The sequence below is a fragment of the Streptomyces sp. NPDC002784 genome (genome assembly GCF_053592135.1).
The window spans coordinates 19,197-38,097 of record NZ_JBSFVD010000010.1 but is presented as its reverse complement, the minus strand read 5'-3'; the positions used below and the strand labels follow the sequence as shown (position 1 = coordinate 38,097).

The window sequence follows — 18,901 nt, the reverse complement described above, 5'->3', positions numbered from 1 at the left end:
CGCGGGCCGTCGCACCCGGTGGTCCCTGATGGTTCCCGGTTGAACAACGGCCCCCGGACCGCATGACGCGGACAGCGCCGTCCGCGTACTCTCGAACGGCCTGCCGTACGGCACCGGGACGGCGGCGAGACGAAGGGGGACGGATGGACATCGCGGGCGCGCGCGAAAGGGCGGCCCGGGTCGCGGCAGCGCTGCGGCGGCGCCCACGCGGCGGCCCCGCGATGCGTGCGCTGGCGGCCGAACTGGCCACCGCGGCACGGGCGAACGGCCGCCGCCCGGCCGATGTGCGCGAGCTGTGCGCGGACCTGTGCGCGGCGATGAGCGCCCGTCGCGGCGGACGCCCCGTGGAGCTGCGCTTCGAGCGGTTCCCCGACGAGATCGAAGTCACCGGACTGTGGGTGGAGTTCCAGGACTTCGACCTGGTCATCGTCGAGGAGCGGGCCGAGGCCATGCAGCAACTGGTCATCCTGGGCCATGAGTTGTGGCACCTGCACGCGGGGCACCGGCACCACCACATCGCCGGCGCCGCGGCCGTGGACGCCCTGGCGGAGCGGCCCGGCTGGCAGGACGTCGCGCTCGGGGTCGCCGCCCGCAACGGCTCCCGGGAGCGGGACGAGGCCGACGCCGACGACTTCGGCCACCGGCTGGCGGCGGCCTTCCGGCCGTACCTGACGGACGCCCCCGGCTCCCGGCCGCCGCTCGACCCGCTCCAGCGGTCCCTCGGCTACCGCGGACGAGGAGGTCCGACGGGATGACCACGACGTTGGCCCTGGACCCCGCCGCCCTGCTCAGCGACTTCTACATCTCCTTCTGGATCCCCGCCGCGGTACTCGCCGCCGCCCTGGCGATCAAGCTGCCCAGCATCATCCGGCTCTGGCGCGACCCGCTGCTGCGCGCGGTCGGCGGACTGCTGCTGCTCGCCTGCGCGGTGTTCGTCTTCTGCACGCCCTCGACCATCGCCCGGGTGAACCGGCTGGCCGGCGTGCCCAACATCTCGGCGCCCTGGTGCTATTCGCTCCTGACGGCCTTCTGCGGCGCCTGTCTGCTGCTGATCATCGCCTGGCGCAACGGCCTGTCCGACCGCAACGCCGCCACCCGCCGCGCCATGCGCTGGCTGGTCTCCGTCTACTCGGGGGTGATCGTCGCGCTGTGGGTGCTGTTCGCCCTCGCGGACGCCCCCGTGGAGCGGCTGCGGGACCTGGACACCTACTACGCCACCACCCCGTTCATGCGCGAGGAGATCGTCCTCTACCTCCTGGCGCACACCGTGGCCGTACTGATCACGTCCCGGCTGATCTGGAACTGGGTGCGCACCGACGGCCTCGACGCCTGGCTGCGCTGGGGACTGAAGCTGCTGGGCGCCGGCTATGTGGTGAACCTCGTCTTCGACGGGGCCAAGATCACCGCCGTGGTGGCCCGGTGGACCGGCCACGACCTGGACTGGCTCAGCACCGACCTGGCGCCGCCGGTGGCCGCGGTGTCGGCCATCCTGATCGCGGTCGGCTTCATCCTCCCGCACGCCGGGCAGTTCCTGCACGACCGCTGGCGGGTCCGGCTCGCCCACCGCGAACTGCGGCCGCTGTACCTGCTGATGCGCACGGTCAGCGGCAACCGCCTCCCCTACGTGCTGCGCGCCACCCCCGAACTGCGCCTGGTCCGCCGGGAGACGTTCATCCGCGACGCCCTGCTCCCGCTCGCCCGCCACCTCGACGAGGACCAGCGGCAGCGCGCCCACGACCGGGGACTCGCCCTCGGCTTCAGCCCGGAACGCTCCCGGGCGCTGGCCGCCGCGGTGGCCATCCAGGACGCCGTCGAGGCCAGGCGGCGGGCCCCGGACAGCGAGGGCACGGGCGACCCCGACACCACCGAGCTGCTCCGGGAGATCCGGGCGGTGTCCCGGGCCCTGCGCCGCCCGGATCTGCTGGAAACGGTGCGGGGCGGGACGGCGGAGTCGCCCTCCATGGCGCGCTCGTCCCGCTAGTCACCGACGCCGCCCCGTCACCGGTGCCGCTGAACTCCTCCCTGCCGATGGGTGTCCCATGCCGTGTTCTCGTGCTGTAGTTCGAGCTGTATTCGCGCCGAAGTGGCGAAGAACCAGTCGTCCATGACTGACCGATCAGGAGCAAGCCGTCCATGAGTGATCGCAGTGCCACCGCCGTCGTGCTCGGCGGCTCCGTCGCCGGGATGCTCACCGCCCGCTCGCTGGCCTCCGTCGGCGTCCGTGTCACGGTCGTAGAGCGCGACGCCCTCCCGGCGGGCCCCGAACCGCGCAAGGGCCTCCCCCAGGCCCGCCATGTCCACCAGCTGTGGTCCGGCGGCGCCCACGCCATGGAGGAACTCCTGCCGGGCGTCACGGCGGGGCTCACGGAGGCGGGCGCACGGCGGCTTCCGGTCACCACGGACATGGTCGGCCTCTCGCCCCGCGGCTGGTACCGGCGCTGGGCGGAGTCCCACTTCATGCTGCTGTGCAGCCGCGACCTGCTGGACGCGACCGTACGCGCCCAGGTCCTCGCCGACGAGCGGATCGAGCTGATCGAGCGCGCGGAGGTGCTGGGCCTGGAGGGTACGGCCGCCGCCGTCACCGGCGTCCATCTGCGGGCCCACGATGCCGCCCGGCGCACCCTGCGAGCCGATCTGGTGGTCGACGCCACGGGGCGCGGATCCCGTACCCCGAAGTGGCTGTCGGCGCTCGGACTGCCGCGGCCGCAGGTGCGGGAGGTGGACTCGGGGGTGGCGTACGCGAGCCGCCTGTTCCGGGCGCCGGAGGCGGCCCGCGAGGGCTTCCCGGTGGTCAACATCCAGCCGGAGCCGCGCGCGGGCGGTCCCGGCCGGGGCGGTGTGCTGCTGCCGATCGAGGACGGGCGCTGGCTGGTCACCCTGTTCGGCACCCGGGGAGGCGAACCGTCGTCCTCCACCGCCGACTTCGACGCGCACGCCCGCAAGGAGCAGCGGCATCCGATCCTGGCGGACCTGATCGCGCGGGCGGAGCCCCTCTCCGAGGTCGCCTTCACCCGTACGACGGCGAACCGCCGCCACTTCTACGAGCGGATGGCGGTGTGGCCGGAGAACTTCGTCGTCGTCGGCGACGCGCTCGCCGCGTTCAACCCCGTCTACGGGCACGGCATGTCGGTGGCCGCCCAGGCGGCGGTCACCCTGCGCGCCACGGTGCAGGACCACGGCTGGGGCACGCCCGGGCTGTCCCGGCGCCTGCAGAGGGCGGCGGCCCGGCCGGCGCGGGCGGCCTGGGACCTCGCCATCGGGCAGGACGTGTTCTATCCCGGGGCGACCGGGGCGACCGGAGCGGCCGGGGCCGGGCCCACGCGGGCGGAACGGCTGGTGGCCGCCTACGTGGACCGTCTGACGTACACCGCCACGGGGAACGGCCGGGTGGCGCGGGCGTTGACGGACGTGATGGCGCTGGAGAAGAGCGCGGGCCTGCTGCTCACGCCGCGGATCCTGGTGGCGGCCGCGGTCGGTCCGCTCAAGCCGGCGTTGAGCGGACCGCCGCTGACGGACGACGAGCTGAAGCGGGCCGGGCTGCAGTAGTCAGCCCGCGAAGGCCGGTTGCGGCAGGCCCTTCCCCGCCCCCGGCACCACCAGCAGCGAGCCCGCCACCGGATGCGGAGCGGCCAGGCCCACCCGGGCCGTGGTGATGTACAGGTCGGTCAGGTCCGCGCCGCCGAAGGCGCAGGCCGTGATCCGCGGGGTGGGCAGGACGATCTCCCGGTCCAGCTCGCCCGCGGGCGTGTAGCGCCGTACCGCCCCGCCGTCCCACAGGGCCACCCACACGCAGCCGTCGGCGTCCACGGTGAGACCGTCGGGGAACCCGGCGCCGGCCTCGATCTCGACCAGGGGACGCCGGTGCGAGACGGTCCCGTCGCCGGCGTGGTCGAGGACGTCGACGCGGCGGGTGGGCGAGTCGATGTAGTACAGGAGCCGGCCGTCGGGGCTCCAGCCGGTGCCGTTGCTGACGGTGACGTCGTCCAGGACCGGGACGACCTCCCCCGCCCCGGTGATCCGGGACAGCGTGCCGCCGCCCGGCGCCTCGTCGTAGCGCATGGTGCCCGCCCAGAGGGAACCGTCGGGGGCGACGGCGGCGTCGTTGCCGCGGCGGCCCGGGACGGGCTCGCGACGCAGCCAGCGCACCGAGTCGTCGGGGTCGAGGAGAGCCACGCCGTCCCGGAGGTTCAGCACCAGCCCGCCTCCCGCGCGCGGCTTCACGGCGCCGATGTGCTGGCCGGTGGTACGGCTGGTGCGGCGGCCGGAGACCGGGTCGTAGGAGTGGATGCGCGACCCGAGGATGTCGATCCACAGGAGCCGGCCGGTGACCGGATCCCAGGTCGGCCCTTCCCCGAGGGTGGCCTCGGCGCGTACCGCGACGTCGTACCTCATGCCGCGGTCCGGTGGCCGAGCCGCTCGGACAGCTCGGCGGCACCCTTGGCGGCGAGCTGCTCCAGCTCCGCCTTGCGCTCCTCGCTCCAGCGGATCATCGGCACGGAGATGGACAGCGCGGCCACGACCCGGCCGGTGCGGTCCCGTACCGGCGCGGCGACGCAGGAGACGTCCGGGTTGGACTCGCGGCTCTCCACGGCGATCCCGCGCGTCTGGATCTCGGCAAGGGCCTCGCGCAGAACGGCCGGGTCGGTGATGCTGTTGGGGGTCATCGCGACCAGCTCGGCACCGTCCGGGATGCGCGAGGTGAGTTCCGGCTCCGGCAGGGACGCCAGCAGCATCTTGCCGACGGAGGTGCAGTGGGCGGGCAGGCGGCGGCCGGCCGCCGACACCATGCGCACGGCGTGCGTGGAGTCGACCTTGGCGATGTAGATGACGTCGGTGCCTTCGAGGATCGCCACGTGTACGGTCTCGTCGCAGGTCTCGGCGACCGTCCGGGCCACGTTCTGGCCCTCGGCGGCGAGGTCGAGCTGCTCGGCGTACCGGCTGCCGAGCTGGTACGGCCGGACGCCCAGCCGGTAGCGGCCCGGCTGCCCCGGCACCGGGACGATGTAGGACCGCGCGGCGAGCGTGGTGACGAGTTCGTGCACGGTGGTGCGCGGGAGCTGGAGCTTGCGCACGATGTCGGGGGCGGAGAGTGTGCCGTCCCCGTCGAGAAAGAGCTCGAGGATGTCGAGAGCCCGGGTCACGGCAGGTACGAGGCGTCCCACGTGCGGCCCCCTCCCTAATGTTCGAAATTTCAACGGCTGGTCGGAATGACGAACACAGGCTACTCATGCTGGGTTTGCCTGGGCAATGGGACGGCGGCGACCCGATCTCCGGATTCCGCGCGCTCATGACTCCCGGAGGCAGTCGAACGCGGAGGCCAGCAGCTCGTGCGCCCTGGCGGGCGTGCGTTCCTCCTCCGGCAGACCGGCGTACGCGAACAGCGCGGAACGCATCGCGCCGACGGCGGCCCGGGCCAGCACGGCCGCGCGCAGCGGCGTGGCCGCGTCGGGACGATGCGCGGCGAGCCGCTCCAGCAGGGCGTCGGCGAGACCGTCCTCGAACTGGCTGAGCACCGGCAGGAACTGACGCACCGGCCGGCCGGGAAAGCGCTGCGGCGGCCCGCTGAACATCAGGCCGGGGGTGCCGTCGGCGATGAGGTCGAGGCAGGCGCCGAGGACGGCGGTGTAGGGGTCCTCACCGGCGGGCCGGGCGACGACATGGGCCCGCATGACCGGGATGAGGTCGAGGACCTCGTCGAGGACCAGGTCCTCCTTGGAGGGGAAGTAGCGGAAGAAGGTCCGCTCGGTGACTCCGGCGGCGGCCGCGATGTCCCGCACCGTGGTCTGCGCGTAGCCACGCTCCTCGAACATGCGGTGGGCGGCTTCCTGGAGGGCCTTGCGTGTCGCCGCCTTGTGCGCCTCGCGGCGCCCGCGTGGCTCCGCGGGGGAGGTGTCGAGGGATGCCATGTGCGGAGTATCGCAGGCGGAAAACCGACGGTGCGGAATCTGTCAGTCATGACACCCTCGGTATGGTGTCAGTCATGACACTTTTTCGGAGGGGGCGTGTGCTCCGCGGTCGCATCTCCCGCAGGGCCCGCCTGATCGCCCTGGGCGGGGTCGGCGCCGTGCTGGTCACGGGGGCCGCCGTCGAGGCGGTGGCACGTCATCAGGCGGCCGACCGGCTCGCGGACCGCATGGAGGAACGCCTGCACACCGGCCTCGACGTGGGCTTCGGACCGACACCGGTGATGCTGCAACTGGCCCGCGGGTCCTTCCCCCGCGTGGAGGTCTCCGGCGAGGGCGCGACGTTCCGCCGGTTCTCCGGGGTGGACCTGCACGCCGAACTCGCCGATGTGGTCCGCACCGGCGACGGACTGTCGGTGGCCGACACCCAGGTCAGCGCCGAACTGACGGACACCGCCCTGGCCGGTGCCGTCACCACGATGACCGGGGGCGCGCTGAACATCGCGGCGGTGACCACCGATCAGGAGACGGGCGAGCTGGTGGTGCACGCCGGTCCGGCCGGACGGATCTCCGTCGGTTTCCGGCCTGTCCTGGAGCAGGAGGGCATCCGGTTCGAGCGCACCGCCGTGCACGTCGGCGAACGCGTCCTCCCCGAGGCCCTCGCCCAGCAGCTGCTCGGGGACGCCCCGCGGGAGGTCGACCTGTCGGGGCTGCCGCTCGACCTGGAGCCGGAACGCCTCGACGTCACCGCCGACGGGCTGCGCCTGGAGCTGGCGGGAGGCAGCGCGACCGTGCGGGCCTGACCCTCCCCCCGCGGCCGGCCACCACCGCCCACGCGCCTGTCCGGCTTCACCTCCCCCACTCCCCCCACCGCACTTGCCACTACTGCACGAGGAGCATCTCCGTGGCGACTTGGCTCTACCGGCTCGGTCTCGGCGCCTTCCGCCGTCGGCGGCTCGTCCTGGCGGCCTGGCTCGCCGTGCTGACCGGCAGCGTCTGCGCGCTGCTCGTCGTGGGCGGCCAGCTCGACAACGAGTTCACGATTCCCGGCTCCGAGTCCCAGCGGGCGCAGGACACCATGGCCAAGGACTTCCCGGCCGCCGCGGGCACCAGCGCCCAGATCGTGTTCACCGCGCCCGAGGGCACCAAGGTCACCGATCCAGGGGCCGTACAGGGCATCCAGCGGACCCTGGCCGCCGCGCAGGACGCCCCGCAGGTCGCCGCGGTGATCCCGCCCGACCGGGCCGGCACCGTGACCCCCGACGGCCGCACCGCACTCGCCCAGGTCAACTACGACGCCGCCCGCTCCGACCTGGACGACGGCACGCTCGACACCCTGGAGGAGACCACCTCGGCCGCCGAGGAGGCGGGCCTTGAGGTCTCCGTCGGCGGTCAGGCGTACGGCAACGGCGTCCTCACCCCCAGCGTCATCGAACTGCTCGGCGTCGTGGTCGCGCTGGCGGTGCTCGCCCTGACCTTCGGTTCGCTGCTCGCCGCCGGGATGCCGCTGCTGACCGCCTTCGTCGGCATCGGTACCGGGCTCGCCGGGCTGCTGGCGCTGTCCTCGGGGGTGACGGTGTCGTCGACCGCGCTGAGCCTCGCGCTCATGCTCGGTCTGGCGGTGGGCATCGACTACGCGCTCTTCGTGCTGTCCCGGCACCGGACCCAGCTCGCCCAGGGAATGGAACCGCGCGAGTCGGCGGGGCGGGCGGTCGGGACGGCGGGCAGCGCGGTGGTCTTCGCGGGGACGACGGTCGTCATCGCGCTGGTCGGGCTGGTCGTGGTGCGCATCCCGTTCCTGACGGTCATGGGCCTGAGTGCGGCGGCGACGGTGCTCATCGCCGTGCTGGTCGCGGTGACGCTGCTCCCGGCGCTCTTCGGCTTCGCGGGGGCCCGGCTCACGCCCCGGCCGGGGTCACGGGCCGCGCGGCGGGCGGCGGTTGCCTCCGGGGAGGGCCCTGCGGTGAACACGGGAAAGGCCACGAAGGACGTCACGGAAGACGTCACGGAAGAAGCCGCGCAGGAGGAGGCCGCGGCCAAGGCTTCCGTCCTGGGGCAGCGGTGGGCCCGGCTCGTCACCCGGCGCCCGCTGCTCGTCGTCGCCGGCACCGTCGCCGCCCTGGTGACCCTGGCGCTGCCCGCCGCCGACCTGCGGCTCGCGCTGCCCGACAACGGCACGGCGGCGCACGGGACATCGCAGCGCGAGACGTACGACACCGTCGACGAGGCGTTCGGGCCCGGCTTCAACGGGCCGCTGCTCCTGCTCGCCGAGGCGGACACCCGGGGCCAGGCCGGGCAGCAGCAGGCGGCCGCCGTGGCCGGACGGGTGCGGGAGCTGCCGGGCGTGGTCAAGGTCGGCCCGCCGCAGTACGCGCCGGAGTCCGGGCGGGCGGTGATCCAGGTCGTGCCGGAGGGCGGTCCCCAGGACGAGTCGACGCAGGACCTGGTCGACGCCATCCGCGGCGACGCGGCCGTCATCGAGCGGGAGACCGGCGCCGCCGTCTCCGTCACCGGCACCACGGCGATCGGGATCGACGTCTCCGACCGGCTGACCGCGTCCCTGCTGCCGTTCGCGGCGGTGGTCGTCGGGCTCTGCCTCGTCCTGCTGCTGCTGGTGTTCCGCTCGCTGGTCGTGCCCGTCAAGGCGACCGTCGGCTTCCTGCTGTCGGTCGGGGCGTCCTTCGGCGCGGTCGTGGCCGTGTTCCAGTGGGGCTGGCTCGCCGACGCGCTGGACGTGGCCAGGACCGGGCCCGTCGTCAGCTTCCTGCCGATCGTCCTGATGGCCGTGCTCTTCGGACTCGCCATGGACTACGAGGTCTTCCTGGTGTCCGGCATGCGCGAGGAGTGGGTGCGCACCGGCCGGGCCAGGGACGCGGTGATCGACGGGGCCGGACAGGCCTCGCGGGTGGTGACGGCGGCGGCGCTCATCATGTTCTTCGTCTTCGCCAGCTTCGTGGCGACGGAGGACGCCATCGTCAAACCCATCGCGTTCGCGCTGGCCTTCGGCGTGCTGGTGGACGCCTTCGTCGTACGGATGACCCTGGTGCCGGCGGTCCTGGCGATGGTGGGACGCGGCGCCTGGTGGCTGCCACGCCGTCTGGACCGGCTGCTGCCCGATCTGGACATCGAGGGCGCACGGCTGCACGAGCCGGCCGGCACCGGGCCCGCGCGGCCCCTGACCGAAATCAATGTCGGCTCTGGCTGAATTACCCGGGAATTGATTCCAGACATCAGAACCGGTCGGAATAACGCGATGTCGGCCTGCCTCCCGAGTTTACCGGGAGGCAGGCCGACGTTTTTACGCCGCTTGATGTTACCGGCACGGAAATTTACCCTGGAATATTTGATTCCACCGGAACTCCCGTGTTTGACTGAGGTCACCGGATCGGCATCCGGATCGAACGGGGGAGAGTCTGACCACTCTTCTTTCCATCTTCCATGCGCCCGCCAGCGCATGTTCATTGGAGAGTCTGACCTGCGCAAAGAGGCCCGGGTCGACTTCCATCGGCACGCACGATTCCCTCCTTTACGCCGCCCGAAAGCCAAGGGAAACACGCATGCATCTCGAAGCGAAAATCGCCCCTGCCCGTCATGGGCTGCGCGCCGCCGCGCGCCCCGTCATCACCGGGTCCTCGCATTCCTTCCCGGATACCCGGACCAGCCAGGACGACCTCTGGAAGGAATTCTTCCTGGAGCACTACGACGGCTTCCCGCTGGCACGTCGGATATTCGAGAATTCCGGGATCAGCTCCCGCTCCACGGCCGTGGACCCGCGCGCCGAGCGGGCAGTGTCCGGCTGGAGCACGGGACAGCGCATGGAGCGCTACATCGAGGAGGCCGTGCCGCTGGGCAGGCGCACCGTCTCCGAAGCCCTGGAGTCCGCGGGCCTGGCCCCGTCGGACGTGGGCATGCTGGCCGTCGCCTCCTGCACCGGCTACACCACGCCCGGCCTCGACCTACGGCTCGCGGACGAGCTGGGCATGAGCAGCAAGGTCCAGCGGCTGTTCATCGGCCACATGGGCTGCTACGCCGCCGTCCCCTCACTCGGTGCCGTCTCCGACTTCGTCGCCTCGCGCGGCCGTCCCGCGGTGCTGCTCTGCCTGGAGCTGACCTCGCTGCACGTCCAGCCGCCCACCCAGGACATCGAACAGATCGTGGCGCACGCGCTGTTCGCCGACGCCGCCGCGGCCGTCGTCCTGGAGCCCGACGCCGGTTCCGGCTACGAGGTCCTCGACGTCGTCGCGGTCACCGACCACAGCACCGCCGACCTCATGAGCTGGCAGATCACCGACCTCGGCTTCAAGATGGGCCTCTCGCCGAGGGTGCCCGACGTCCTCGCGCAGCACGTCGGCGAGGTGGTCCGCGACCAGTTGCTCACCCCGCACGGGCTCAAGCCCGAGGAGGTCACCGGCTGGGCCGTGCACCCGGGCGGCAAGCGCATCCTGGAGGTCGTCGGCGAGCGGCTCGAACTGCCCGCCGGCGCACTCGACGCCTCCTACGGCGTCCTCGACGAGTGCGGCAACTGCTCCTCGCCCACCGTCCTGATGGTCCTCGAGCGCCTGCCCCGCACCGAAGGACCGGTGGTCGCCATGGCCTTCGGCCCCGGCCTCACGCTGTACGCGGCACTGCTGCGCCGGACCTGACACCGGCCGGGGCACCGGCGGACCGCACTCCGCCGGCTCGCCCGCAACACCTTCCCGCACGACCCCACGGACACCGCCCCAAGGACGCACGGAAGGAACAGCTGCGCCATGCCCACTCCGACCTCACCGGGCCAGGTCTTCGTCACCGGCACCGGACGCTGCGGCTCGACCCTGGTCTCCGAGCTGCTGCGCGAGCACCCGCAGGCCCTCAGCCTGTCCGAGCTCTTCAACCACCTCACGGACATGTACCGGATCACCGCCCGGGTCTTCCCCGAAGGCCCCCTCACGGCGGCGGAGTTCTGGAACGTCCTGTCCGCCCGCAACACCGTCAACCGGCTGCTGGGCGCCCACGGCCTGGCCCCCAGGGAAGTCCTCTACCGTCCCTCGGCGACCACCCGCTTCCAGGCCGCCACCGGTATACCGGCCGTCCTGATGACCACCCTCCCCCACCTGTCCGACACCCCCGACGAGCTGTACGACGAACTCCGGGCGGCCGTCGCCGGGTTCCCGGACGCCCGGGCCGGTGAGCACTACCGGCGCCTGTTCGCCTGGCTGTGCGCCCGCTTCGGCAAGACCCTGTGGGCCGAGCGCAGCGGCGGCTCGCTGATCCTCGCCGGGCAGTTCCGCGAGCACTTCCCCGACGCCCGCTATCTGCACATCGTGCGCGACGGCCGGGACACCGCGCTGTCGATGAGCCGGCACACCGGCTTCCGGATGGCGGCGGTGGTGATGGCACTGCATCTCACCCTCGGCCACGACCCGTACGCCGAGCCGCCCGCGCCGGACACCGGACGGGACCTGGGCTTCGTACCGGAGGAGCTGCTGCCGTTCCTGCCGGACCGCTTCGACGCGGACGCCGTGCGCGACTACCGGCTCCCGGTGTCGCTGTTCGGCACGTACTGGGCCGACGAGATGAAGCGCGGCATGGAGGCGATGTCGATGGTGCCGCAACAGAACGTGCTGCACCTGTGGTACGAGGACCTGCTCGCCGCGCCCGAGGAGTCCCTGCACCGCATCGGGGAGTTCCTCGGCGCGGACTTCGTGGACGGCGACTGGGAGCGCCGTTGCGCGGCCAAGGTGGGTGCGCCCTCGTCGTCCTGGCGGGACCTGCCCGACGCCGAGCGCGCGGAGCTGGACCAGGCGTGCGCCCCCGGGTTCGCCGTGCTCGCCGCGCACGGTGTCGTCCCCATGGCCGCCACGACGGCGGGGAGCAGCGCATGAGGACCCCTCCGGCTCCGGGCGCCACGGTGTGGCTGACCGGGCTGCCCAGCTCCGGCAAGACCACGCTCGCCCAGGCCCTGGCAAGCCGCCTCACCCGGGAAGGGCGGCGTGTCGAAGTGCTCGACGGCGACGAGATCCGCACCTTCCTCAGCGCCGGCCTCGGCTTCACCCGCGAGGACCGGGACACCAACGTGCAGCGCATCGGCCTGGTCGCCGAGGTGCTGGCACGCAACGGCATCCTGGTGCTGGTCCCGGTCATCGCGCCGTACGCCGACAGCCGGGAGGCGGTCCGCAAGCGGCACGAGGCGAGCGCCACCCCGTACCTGGAGGTGCATGTCGCGACACCGCTCCAGGTGTGTGCCGTACGCGATGTGAAGGGCCTGTACGCGCAGGCCCGCGCGGGGCGGCTGTCCGGCCTCACCGGTGTCGACGACCCCTACGAGCCTCCGCAGCACCCGGACGCGAGGGTGGAGACCCAACTCCAGTCCGTGGCCGAGTCGGTGAACGCCGTGCACGCGCTGATGACCCAACGGGGGGTGCTGTGAGCACGGTTGCCGCCCGGCTCGGACACACCGACGTCCTGGAGGCGGAGGCGGCGTACATCTTCCGGGAGGTGCTCGGCGAGTTCGAGCGGCCGGTGCTGCTCTTCTCCGGCGGCAAGGACTCCGTGGTGATGCTGCATCTGGCGCTGAAGGCGTTCGCACCGGCGCGGCTGCCGTTCGCGCTGCTGCACGTGGACACCGGGCACAACTTCCCGGAGGTGCTCGCCTACCGGGACCGGGTGGTGGCCGCACAGGAGCTCACCCTCCATGTGGCGTCCGTACAGGACTACATCGACCGGGGTGTGCTGCGCGAACGCCCCGACGGCACCCGCAATCCGCTCCAGACGCTGCCGCTGCTGGAGGCGATCAGCGGCGGCGGGTTCGACGCGGTGTTCGGCGGCGGGCGGCGCGACGAGGAGAAGGCACGGGCCAAGGAGCGGGTCTTCTCCCTGCGGGACGAGTTCGGTACGTGGGACCCGCGCCGCCAGCGGCCCGAGCTGTGGCAGCTGTACAACGGCCGTCACCTGCCCGGCGAGCATGTGCGCGTCTTTCCGCTGTCGAACTGGACCGAGCTGGACGTGTGGCAGTACATAGCCCGCGAGGGCATCGAGCTGCCGTCCATCTACTTCGCGCACGAGCGTGAGGTGTTCCTGCGGTCCGGGATGTGGCTGGCGCCGGGCGACTGGGGCGGCCCGCGGGACGGCGAGCCGGTGGAGAAGCGCCGGGTGCGCTACCGCACCGTGGGCGACATGTCCTGCACCGGCGCCGTGCTCTCCGAGGCGTCCGGGGTCGACGACGTGATCGTCGAGATCACCGCCTCCCGGCTCACCGAGCGCGGCGCCACCCGGGCCGACGACCGGCTGTCGGAGGCCGCGATGGAGGACCGCAAACGCGAGGGGTACTTCTGACGTGAGCGCCGACCTGACAGCCCCCGGCCACCCCCCTCATTCCACCGCCGCACTGCTGGTGCGCGGCATCTTCCAGGAAGCCAGGTCCCGGCTGAGCGCCGGCTCCGGCACACCGAAAGGACGCGTGAACCCCATGGCCACCGCCCAGCCGACCGAGCCGGACCTGCTCCGCTGGGCCACCGCCGGCTCGGTGGACGACGGCAAGTCCACCCTCGTGGGACGCCTGCTGCACGACTCGAAGTCCGTCCTCGCCGACCAGTTGGAGGCCGTCGCCCGCGCGTCCTCCGGCGAGGGCCCCGACCTGGCCCTGCTCACCGACGGGCTGCGCGCCGAGCGCGAGCAGGGCATCACCATCGACGTCGCCTACCGCTACTTCGCCACGCCCCGGCGCCGGTTCATCCTGGCCGACACCCCCGGACACGTGCAGTACACCCGCAACATGGTCACCGGCGCCTCGACGGCCACGCTGACCGTGATCCTCGTCGACGCCCGCAAGGGCGTGGTCGAGCAGACCCGGCGGCACGCGGCCGTCGCGGCGCTGCTGCGGGTGCCGCACGTGGTCCTCGCCGTCAACAAGATGGACCTCGTCGGCTACGAGCGGTCCGTGTTCCTGGGCATCGCCGAGGAGTTCGGGCGGATCGTCGCCGAACTCGGCATTCCCGAGGTCACCGCCGTCCCGATCTCCGCGCTCGCCGGTGACAACGTCGTCGAGAAGTCCCCGCGCATGGACTGGTACGAAGGCCCGACCGTCCTCGCGCACCTGGAGAGCGTCCCGGTCGCGGACGAGGTGACCGACGGACCCGCCCGGTTCCCGGTCCAGTACGTCATCCGCTCCGGGGACGTCCGGCTCTACGCCGGTCAGGTCGCCGCCGGTGCGCTACGGGCCGGCGACCGGGTCACCGTGCTGCCGTCCGGGCGCACCACCACGGTCACCGGCATCGACGTGCTGGGCGCCCCGGCCGAGCTGCTCCGCTCGCCGCAGTCCGGCGCGCTGCGGCTCGCCGACGACCTGGACGTCTCCCGAGGCGACCTGATCGTCCCGGCGTCGGCGCTCCCGACGGTGTCCCGGGACGTCGAAGCGGCCGTGTGCCATCTGCACGAGCGGCCGTTGAAACCCGGGGACCACGTGCTCCTCAAGCACACCTCGCGCACCGTGCGCGCGGTGGTCCGCCGGATCCCCGGGCCGGGACGGCTCGACCTGAACGAGATCGGCCAGGTCTCCCTGCGCACCGCCGAGCGGCTGGCGTTCGACCGGTACGAGGACAGCCGGCGCACCGGCTGCTTCGTGCTGATCGACCCGGCCGACGGCGCCACGCTGACCGCGGGCATGGTCGGCGCGACCGCTCCGGGATCCCCCGATGCGGCTGCCTGAGCGCAGCCCGGCGTCCCCCCGCTCCCGGCGTCCGCTGCACGCGGTCCTCGCGCTGCTCCTGCTGCTGTTCCTGGCGGCGGGCTGCGGCTACGGGTCCCGGGCGCCGGGGGCGGCGGCGGCACCGGCCGTGGGCACCGGACCACCGCTGTCGGCGGACGAGGTCTCCGTCGGCTACTTCGCCAACGTCAGCCACGCCACCGCGCTGGCCGGTGTCCAGCAGGGCTCCTTCACCCGCGAGCTGGGCGGCACCCGGCTGCGCACGCAGGTCTTCAACGGCGGCCCGTCCGCGCTGGAGGCGCTCAACGCGGGCGCCGTGGACATCGCGTGGATGGGACCGTCGCCTGCCGTCAACGGCTACCTGCGGTCCGGGGGGCGCGGACTGCGGATCGTCTCGGGTGCCGCCTCGGGAGGGGTCGCTCTGGTCGTCGACGGCGACGCGAAGGTGCGCGGCACCGACGTCCGGGGGCTCAGGATCGCGACGCCGGAGGCGGGCAACACCCAGGACGTCGCGCTGCTGCACTGGATCCGCGAGCAGGGCTGGGAGGTGGACCCGCGCACCGGGCGCGGTGACGTCACGGTGGTACGGCAGTCGCCCAAGGAGATCCCGACCAGCTTCCGGCGGGGCACGATCGACGGGGCGTGGGTGCCGGAGCCGGTGGCCGCGCAGCTCGTCGCCGCCGGCGGACGCGTGCTCCTCGACGAGTCGGACCTGTGGGACGGCGGCGCCTTCGTCACCGCCCTGGTGGTGGTTTCCCCGTCGTTCCTGGCCGACCATCCGGACGTCGTGGAGGCCGTGCTGCGCGGTTCGGTACGCACCAACGCCTGGCTGAAGAGCCGCCCCGCCGAAGGCAAGGCGGCCGTCAACGACGCCATCGAGGCGGTGACCGGCCGGCCACTGGAGTCCGGCGTCCTCGACGCGGCGTGGCGTCATGTGCGCCTCACCGACGATCCGCTCGCCGCGACGCTCCTGGAGGAGGCGGACCGGGCCGACCGGCTCGGGCTGCTCCACGGCAGCCGTGCGGCCCTGGACGGAATCTTCGATCTGCGCCTGCTCAACCGGGTCCTCGCCCAGCGGGGCGAACCGGCCGTGGACGACGCCGACCTGGGTGTCGCGGCCACTCCGACCACCTGAACCCGAAGGATCTGATCACATGTCAGAAACAGCGCTGCGGGCCGTATCACCGGCCCGCCCGATCGCCCTGGCCGAGGTGGAGGAGCCGGCCGTACGGCTCACCGGGGTCTCCAAGTGGTTCGACACCGCGGGGCGGCGCCAGACGGTCCTGGACGACATCAGCCTGACCGTCGGCCGGGGGGACTTCGTCTGTGTGCTCGGCGCCTCGGGCTGCGGCAAGTCCACCCTGCTCAACCTGGTGGCGGGACTCGACCGGCCGTCCGCCGGCGCCATCGAGGTCACCGGCGGCCGACGGCCCGCGCTGATGTTCCAGGACCACGCTCTGTTCCCCTGGCTGACCGCGGGCCGGAACGTCGAACTCGCCCTGCGGCTGCGCGGGGTGCCCCGGCGCGAGCGGCCGGACGAGGCCCGCCGGCTCCTCGAACTGGTCCGGCTGAAGGACGCCTACGGCAAGCGCGTCCACGAGTTGTCCGGCGGTATGCGCCAACGCGTCGCCCTGGCCCGCGCGCTCGCCCAGGAGGGCGATGTGCTGCTGATGGACGAGCCGTTCGCCGCACTCGACGCCATCACCCGGGACGTGCTCCACGAGGAGCTCACCCGCATCTGGTCGCAGAACAAGCTCTCCGTCGTCTTCGTCACCCACAACGTCCGCGAGGCGGTCCGGCTCGGGCAGCGGGTCGTGCTGCTGTCCTCCCGGCCGGGCCGGATCGCCCGCGAGTGGGCCGCCACCGGCACTCCCGAAGCCGCCCTGACGTCCCGGGTCACCGACGCGCTGCGGGAGGAGATCCGCCGCCATGGCCGCCGGTGAGACGGTCGCTCCCCGCAAGGTGAACGAGTCCGCGGCCGTCGAGGCCGGTCTCGACGCGCTGGACAGCGCACCCGCCCGGCCCGCCCGGACGCCCGTGCGGCGGATCCTGCGGGAACGGGTGCTGCCACCCGTGGCCGCCGTCGTCCTCGTCCTGCTCGCCTGGCAGGTCGCCTACGAAGCCGAGGTCAAGCCGGACTACCTGCTGCCGTCCCCGGCCGACGTGTGGCGGGTGCTGTCGGACCAGTGGTACGAGGGCACGCTGTTCTCCACGGTGTGGACGAGCATGCAGCGCGGCGCCCTCGGGTTCGCGGCGGCCGTCGTCATCGGCACGGCGCTGGGACTGCTGCTCGGCGCGGTGCGGCCGCTGCGGACCGGGATCGGTCCCGTGCTGTCGGGGCTCCAGTCGCTGCCGTCGGTGGCGTGGGTACCGGCGGCGGTCGTGTGGTTCGGGCTCACCGACGCCACCATCTACGCGGTCGTCCTGCTGGGCGCCGTACCCTCCATCGCGAACGGGCTGCTGGCGGGCGTGGGCCAGGTGCCGCCCCTGTATCTGCGGGCCGGACGGGTGCTGGGCGCCACCGGGGCCGCCCGGGTCCGGTACATCCTGCTGCCCGCCGCGCTGCCCGGCTACCTGGCCGGGCTCAAACAGGGCTGGGCGTTCTCCTGGCGGTCCCTGATGGCGGCCGAACTCATCGCCAGCTCACCCGAGTTGGGCCTCGGGCTCGGCCAGCTGCTGGAGAACGCCCGCACCTACCAGGACATGGCCCTGGTGCTCGCCACCATCGGGGAGATCCTGGTGGTCGGCATCGCCGTGGACCTGCTGCTGTTCGCGCCGCTGGAGCGGAGGGTGCTGCGGTCGCGCGGGCTGGCGGGGGCGCGGCCGTGACGAGGGGGACGCGGGTCCGGGCGCCGTCTGCTGTACTGGCCCGGTGAGCGTGACCGCCGGTTCGGGATCCTCGTGGCTGCTGCGTCTGGCGCCGTCCGCGGTGCCGCCGGAACCGGCGTGTCCACCGGAGACGCTGGCCGTGGCCGAACAGCCCCTGGGTCCGGGGCCGGTCGGCTGGGCCGTCGAGGTGGCCCGGGACATGGCGGCGCACATCGTGCGGCAGGTGCCCGAGCACGGCACCCCCGGCGCGTACCCGCCGTTCCAGCGGGCGGTGGAGGCCACCGTACTGACGGCCCTGCGGGGACTGGCCACCGAACCCGAGCCGACCGAGGCGCTGGTGGCACCGGAGGCGGTGGCGGGCAACGCCGAACTGGCCCGCCGCAACATCCCGCTGGACCGGGTGCTTCGCGGCGTCCGGCTCGGCCACGCCTATCTGCACGCCCGGCTGATGGAGGCGCTCGACAAGGAGCCCGTGGAGACCCGCGCCGAGGAGACCCACCGGATCAGCAGGCTGCTCTTCGTCTACGCCGACGTCCAGGCCAGCCGGCTCGCCGAGGAGTACGTCGCCGAACGCGACCGGTGGCGGCGCAGCACCGAAGCGGCCCGCCGCCGCACGGTGGACGACCTGCTGGCCGGACGGCTGATCGGCGGTGCCGTCGCCGCGCGCACCCTCGGCTACGAACTGGCCCGGCACCACGTGGCGTTCATCCTCACCTCCGCCTCCCAGGACACCTCGGCCGACGAACTGCGGTACCTGGCAGCGGAGTTGTGCCGTGCGGTCGGCGGGGAGAGCCTGCTGGCCGTGTCGGCGGGCGCCACCGAGCTGTGGGCGTGGGCCTGCTGGCCGGCCGCACCGGCCCCCGGCGTGCTGGCCGGGCTGCCCGCGCTGGTCCCCGAGCGCAGACCACTGCGGGCGGCGCTGGGGCCCGTGGGATACGGCGTCGAGGGCTTCCGGCGCAGCCACCGCGGCGCCCGGGAAGCCGAGCGGGTGGCGCGCCTGGGCCGTACGGGGTGGCTGTGCGACTACGCCGACATCAGCACGGCGGCGCTGCTCACGGCCGACGCGGAGCACGCGCGGTGGTTCGCGGCACGGGTGCTGGGAGCGTTGGGGGCCGATGATCCGCGGGTGCGGGAGCTGCGGGAGACGCTGCGGGTGTATCTCGCCGAGGGGCGGAGCCCGCAGGGGGCGGCCGAGCGGCTGTTCGTGGCGCGCAACACGGTGACGTACCGGGTGCGGCGGGCCATGGAGCTGCTGGGGCGGCCGTTGGAGCAGGACGCGCTGGAACTGCGGATGGCGCTGGAAGTCGCCCGGCTGCTGGGGCCGGGGTAGAGGGCTCCCGGCTCCCCGTCCCAAACAGCGGCCGGAGTTTGGGCTGTCGGCCCAAAGCCCTGAACGCGTCACCGCCGTTCACTGCAACGGAAGACGAACAGCACCTGACACGCGCCCCCACCGCGTACCCCCAGCCGTACCCCCTCTCCACCCGGG

General features: G+C 73.1%; 17 protein-coding genes. 14 read left to right on the top strand and 3 right to left on the bottom strand.

The window, feature by feature from the left end; translation table 11 throughout:
• Nucleotides 1-143: 143 nt before the first annotated feature.
• The 3 genes from ACWD1Z_RS19270 (at nt 144) to ACWD1Z_RS19260 (ending at nt 3,546) form a co-directional block, all read left to right on the top strand.
• Entirely contained in the window at nt 144-755 is a 612-nt protein-coding gene (locus ACWD1Z_RS19270; protein WP_389416218.1) for a toxin-antitoxin system, toxin component family protein, read from the top strand.
• The gene (locus ACWD1Z_RS19265; protein ID WP_451120092.1) at nt 752-1,981 is read left to right on the top strand and encodes an MAB_1171c family putative transporter; all 1,230 of its coding nucleotides are present in this window, start codon (nt 752-754) and stop codon (nt 1,979-1,981) included. Before ACWD1Z_RS19270 ends, ACWD1Z_RS19265 begins: the two co-directional genes overlap by 4 nt.
• A gap of 152 nt (nt 1,982-2,133) precedes the next feature.
• Nucleotides 2,134-3,546 carry an FAD-dependent monooxygenase gene (locus tag ACWD1Z_RS19260; protein WP_451120091.1) on the top strand — a complete coding sequence of 471 codons (1,413 nt, stop codon included), beginning with the start codon at nt 2,134-2,136 and terminating at the stop codon, nt 3,544-3,546.
• Here ACWD1Z_RS19260 and ACWD1Z_RS19255 read toward each other — a convergent pair whose 3' ends face one another.
• The 3 genes from ACWD1Z_RS19255 to ACWD1Z_RS19245 all read right to left on the bottom strand — a co-directional run bounded on the left by ACWD1Z_RS19255 (nt 3,547) and on the right by ACWD1Z_RS19245 (nt 5,906).
• Nucleotides 3,547-4,392, bottom strand: a complete 846-nt coding sequence (locus tag ACWD1Z_RS19255) for an SMP-30/gluconolactonase/LRE family protein (RefSeq protein ID WP_451120089.1) — start codon at nt 4,390-4,392, stop codon at nt 3,547-3,549. It abuts the gene before it with no gap.
• Nucleotides 4,389-5,162, bottom strand: coding sequence for an IclR family transcriptional regulator (locus ACWD1Z_RS19250; protein WP_389416214.1), 774 nt, complete (start codon nt 5,160-5,162; stop codon nt 4,389-4,391). The genes ACWD1Z_RS19255 and ACWD1Z_RS19250 overlap by 4 nt, the downstream gene beginning before the upstream one ends.
• Nucleotides 5,163-5,285: 123 nt before the next feature.
• On the bottom strand, nt 5,286-5,906 hold the full coding sequence (locus ACWD1Z_RS19245; protein WP_451120086.1) for a TetR family transcriptional regulator: 621 nt from the start codon (nt 5,904-5,906) through the stop codon (nt 5,286-5,288).
• 98 nt (nt 5,907-6,004) lie between these two features.
• Between ACWD1Z_RS19245 and ACWD1Z_RS19240 the strand changes: the two genes are divergently transcribed.
• The 11 genes from ACWD1Z_RS19240 (at nt 6,005) to ACWD1Z_RS19190 (ending at nt 18,745) form a co-directional block, all read left to right on the top strand.
• A complete protein-coding gene (locus tag ACWD1Z_RS19240) occupies nt 6,005-6,706 on the top strand; it encodes an LmeA family phospholipid-binding protein (RefSeq protein WP_451120084.1) in 702 nt (233 codons plus the stop codon).
• Between the two features lie 101 nt (nt 6,707-6,807).
• Nucleotides 6,808-9,108, top strand: a complete 2,301-nt coding sequence (locus ACWD1Z_RS19235) for an MMPL family transporter (protein ID WP_451120082.1) — start codon at nt 6,808-6,810, stop codon at nt 9,106-9,108.
• Between the two features lie 352 nt (nt 9,109-9,460).
• On the top strand, nt 9,461-10,546 hold the full coding sequence (locus tag ACWD1Z_RS19230; RefSeq protein ID WP_451120080.1) for a type III polyketide synthase: 1,086 nt from the start codon (nt 9,461-9,463) through the stop codon (nt 10,544-10,546).
• A 108-nt stretch (nt 10,547-10,654) separates the two neighbouring features.
• On the top strand, nt 10,655-11,767 hold the full coding sequence (locus ACWD1Z_RS19225; RefSeq protein WP_451120079.1) for a sulfotransferase: 1,113 nt from the start codon (nt 10,655-10,657) through the stop codon (nt 11,765-11,767).
• The gene (gene cysC / locus ACWD1Z_RS19220) at nt 11,764-12,312 is read left to right on the top strand and encodes an adenylyl-sulfate kinase (RefSeq protein WP_451120077.1); all 549 of its coding nucleotides are present in this window, start codon (nt 11,764-11,766) and stop codon (nt 12,310-12,312) included. Before ACWD1Z_RS19225 ends, cysC begins: the two co-directional genes overlap by 4 nt.
• Nucleotides 12,309-13,217 (top strand): sulfate adenylyltransferase subunit CysD, encoded by a 909-nt coding sequence (gene cysD / locus ACWD1Z_RS19215; protein WP_451120075.1) that lies wholly within the window; start codon nt 12,309-12,311, stop codon nt 13,215-13,217. The genes cysC and cysD overlap by 4 nt, the downstream gene beginning before the upstream one ends.
• A gap of 133 nt (nt 13,218-13,350) precedes the next feature.
• Nucleotides 13,351-14,589, top strand: a complete 1,239-nt coding sequence (locus ACWD1Z_RS19210) for a sulfate adenylyltransferase subunit 1 (RefSeq protein ID WP_451120373.1) — start codon at nt 13,351-13,353, stop codon at nt 14,587-14,589.
• Nucleotides 14,576-15,721 carry an ABC transporter substrate-binding protein gene (locus ACWD1Z_RS19205; protein WP_451120073.1) on the top strand — a complete coding sequence of 382 codons (1,146 nt, stop codon included), beginning with the start codon at nt 14,576-14,578 and terminating at the stop codon, nt 15,719-15,721. Before ACWD1Z_RS19210 ends, ACWD1Z_RS19205 begins: the two co-directional genes overlap by 14 nt.
• 19 nt (nt 15,722-15,740) lie before the next feature.
• Nucleotides 15,741-16,529 carry an ABC transporter ATP-binding protein gene (locus ACWD1Z_RS19200; protein WP_451120071.1) on the top strand — a complete coding sequence of 263 codons (789 nt, stop codon included), beginning with the start codon at nt 15,741-15,743 and terminating at the stop codon, nt 16,527-16,529.
• The gene (locus ACWD1Z_RS19195; protein ID WP_451120070.1) at nt 16,516-17,415 is read left to right on the top strand and encodes an ABC transporter permease; all 900 of its coding nucleotides are present in this window, start codon (nt 16,516-16,518) and stop codon (nt 17,413-17,415) included. Before ACWD1Z_RS19200 ends, ACWD1Z_RS19195 begins: the two co-directional genes overlap by 14 nt.
• A gap of 43 nt (nt 17,416-17,458) precedes the next feature.
• Nucleotides 17,459-18,745: a PucR family transcriptional regulator gene (locus ACWD1Z_RS19190; protein WP_451120068.1), complete on the top strand. Its 1,287-nt coding sequence runs from the start codon at nt 17,459-17,461 to the stop codon at nt 18,743-18,745.
• Nucleotides 18,746-18,901 lie beyond the last annotated feature (156 nt).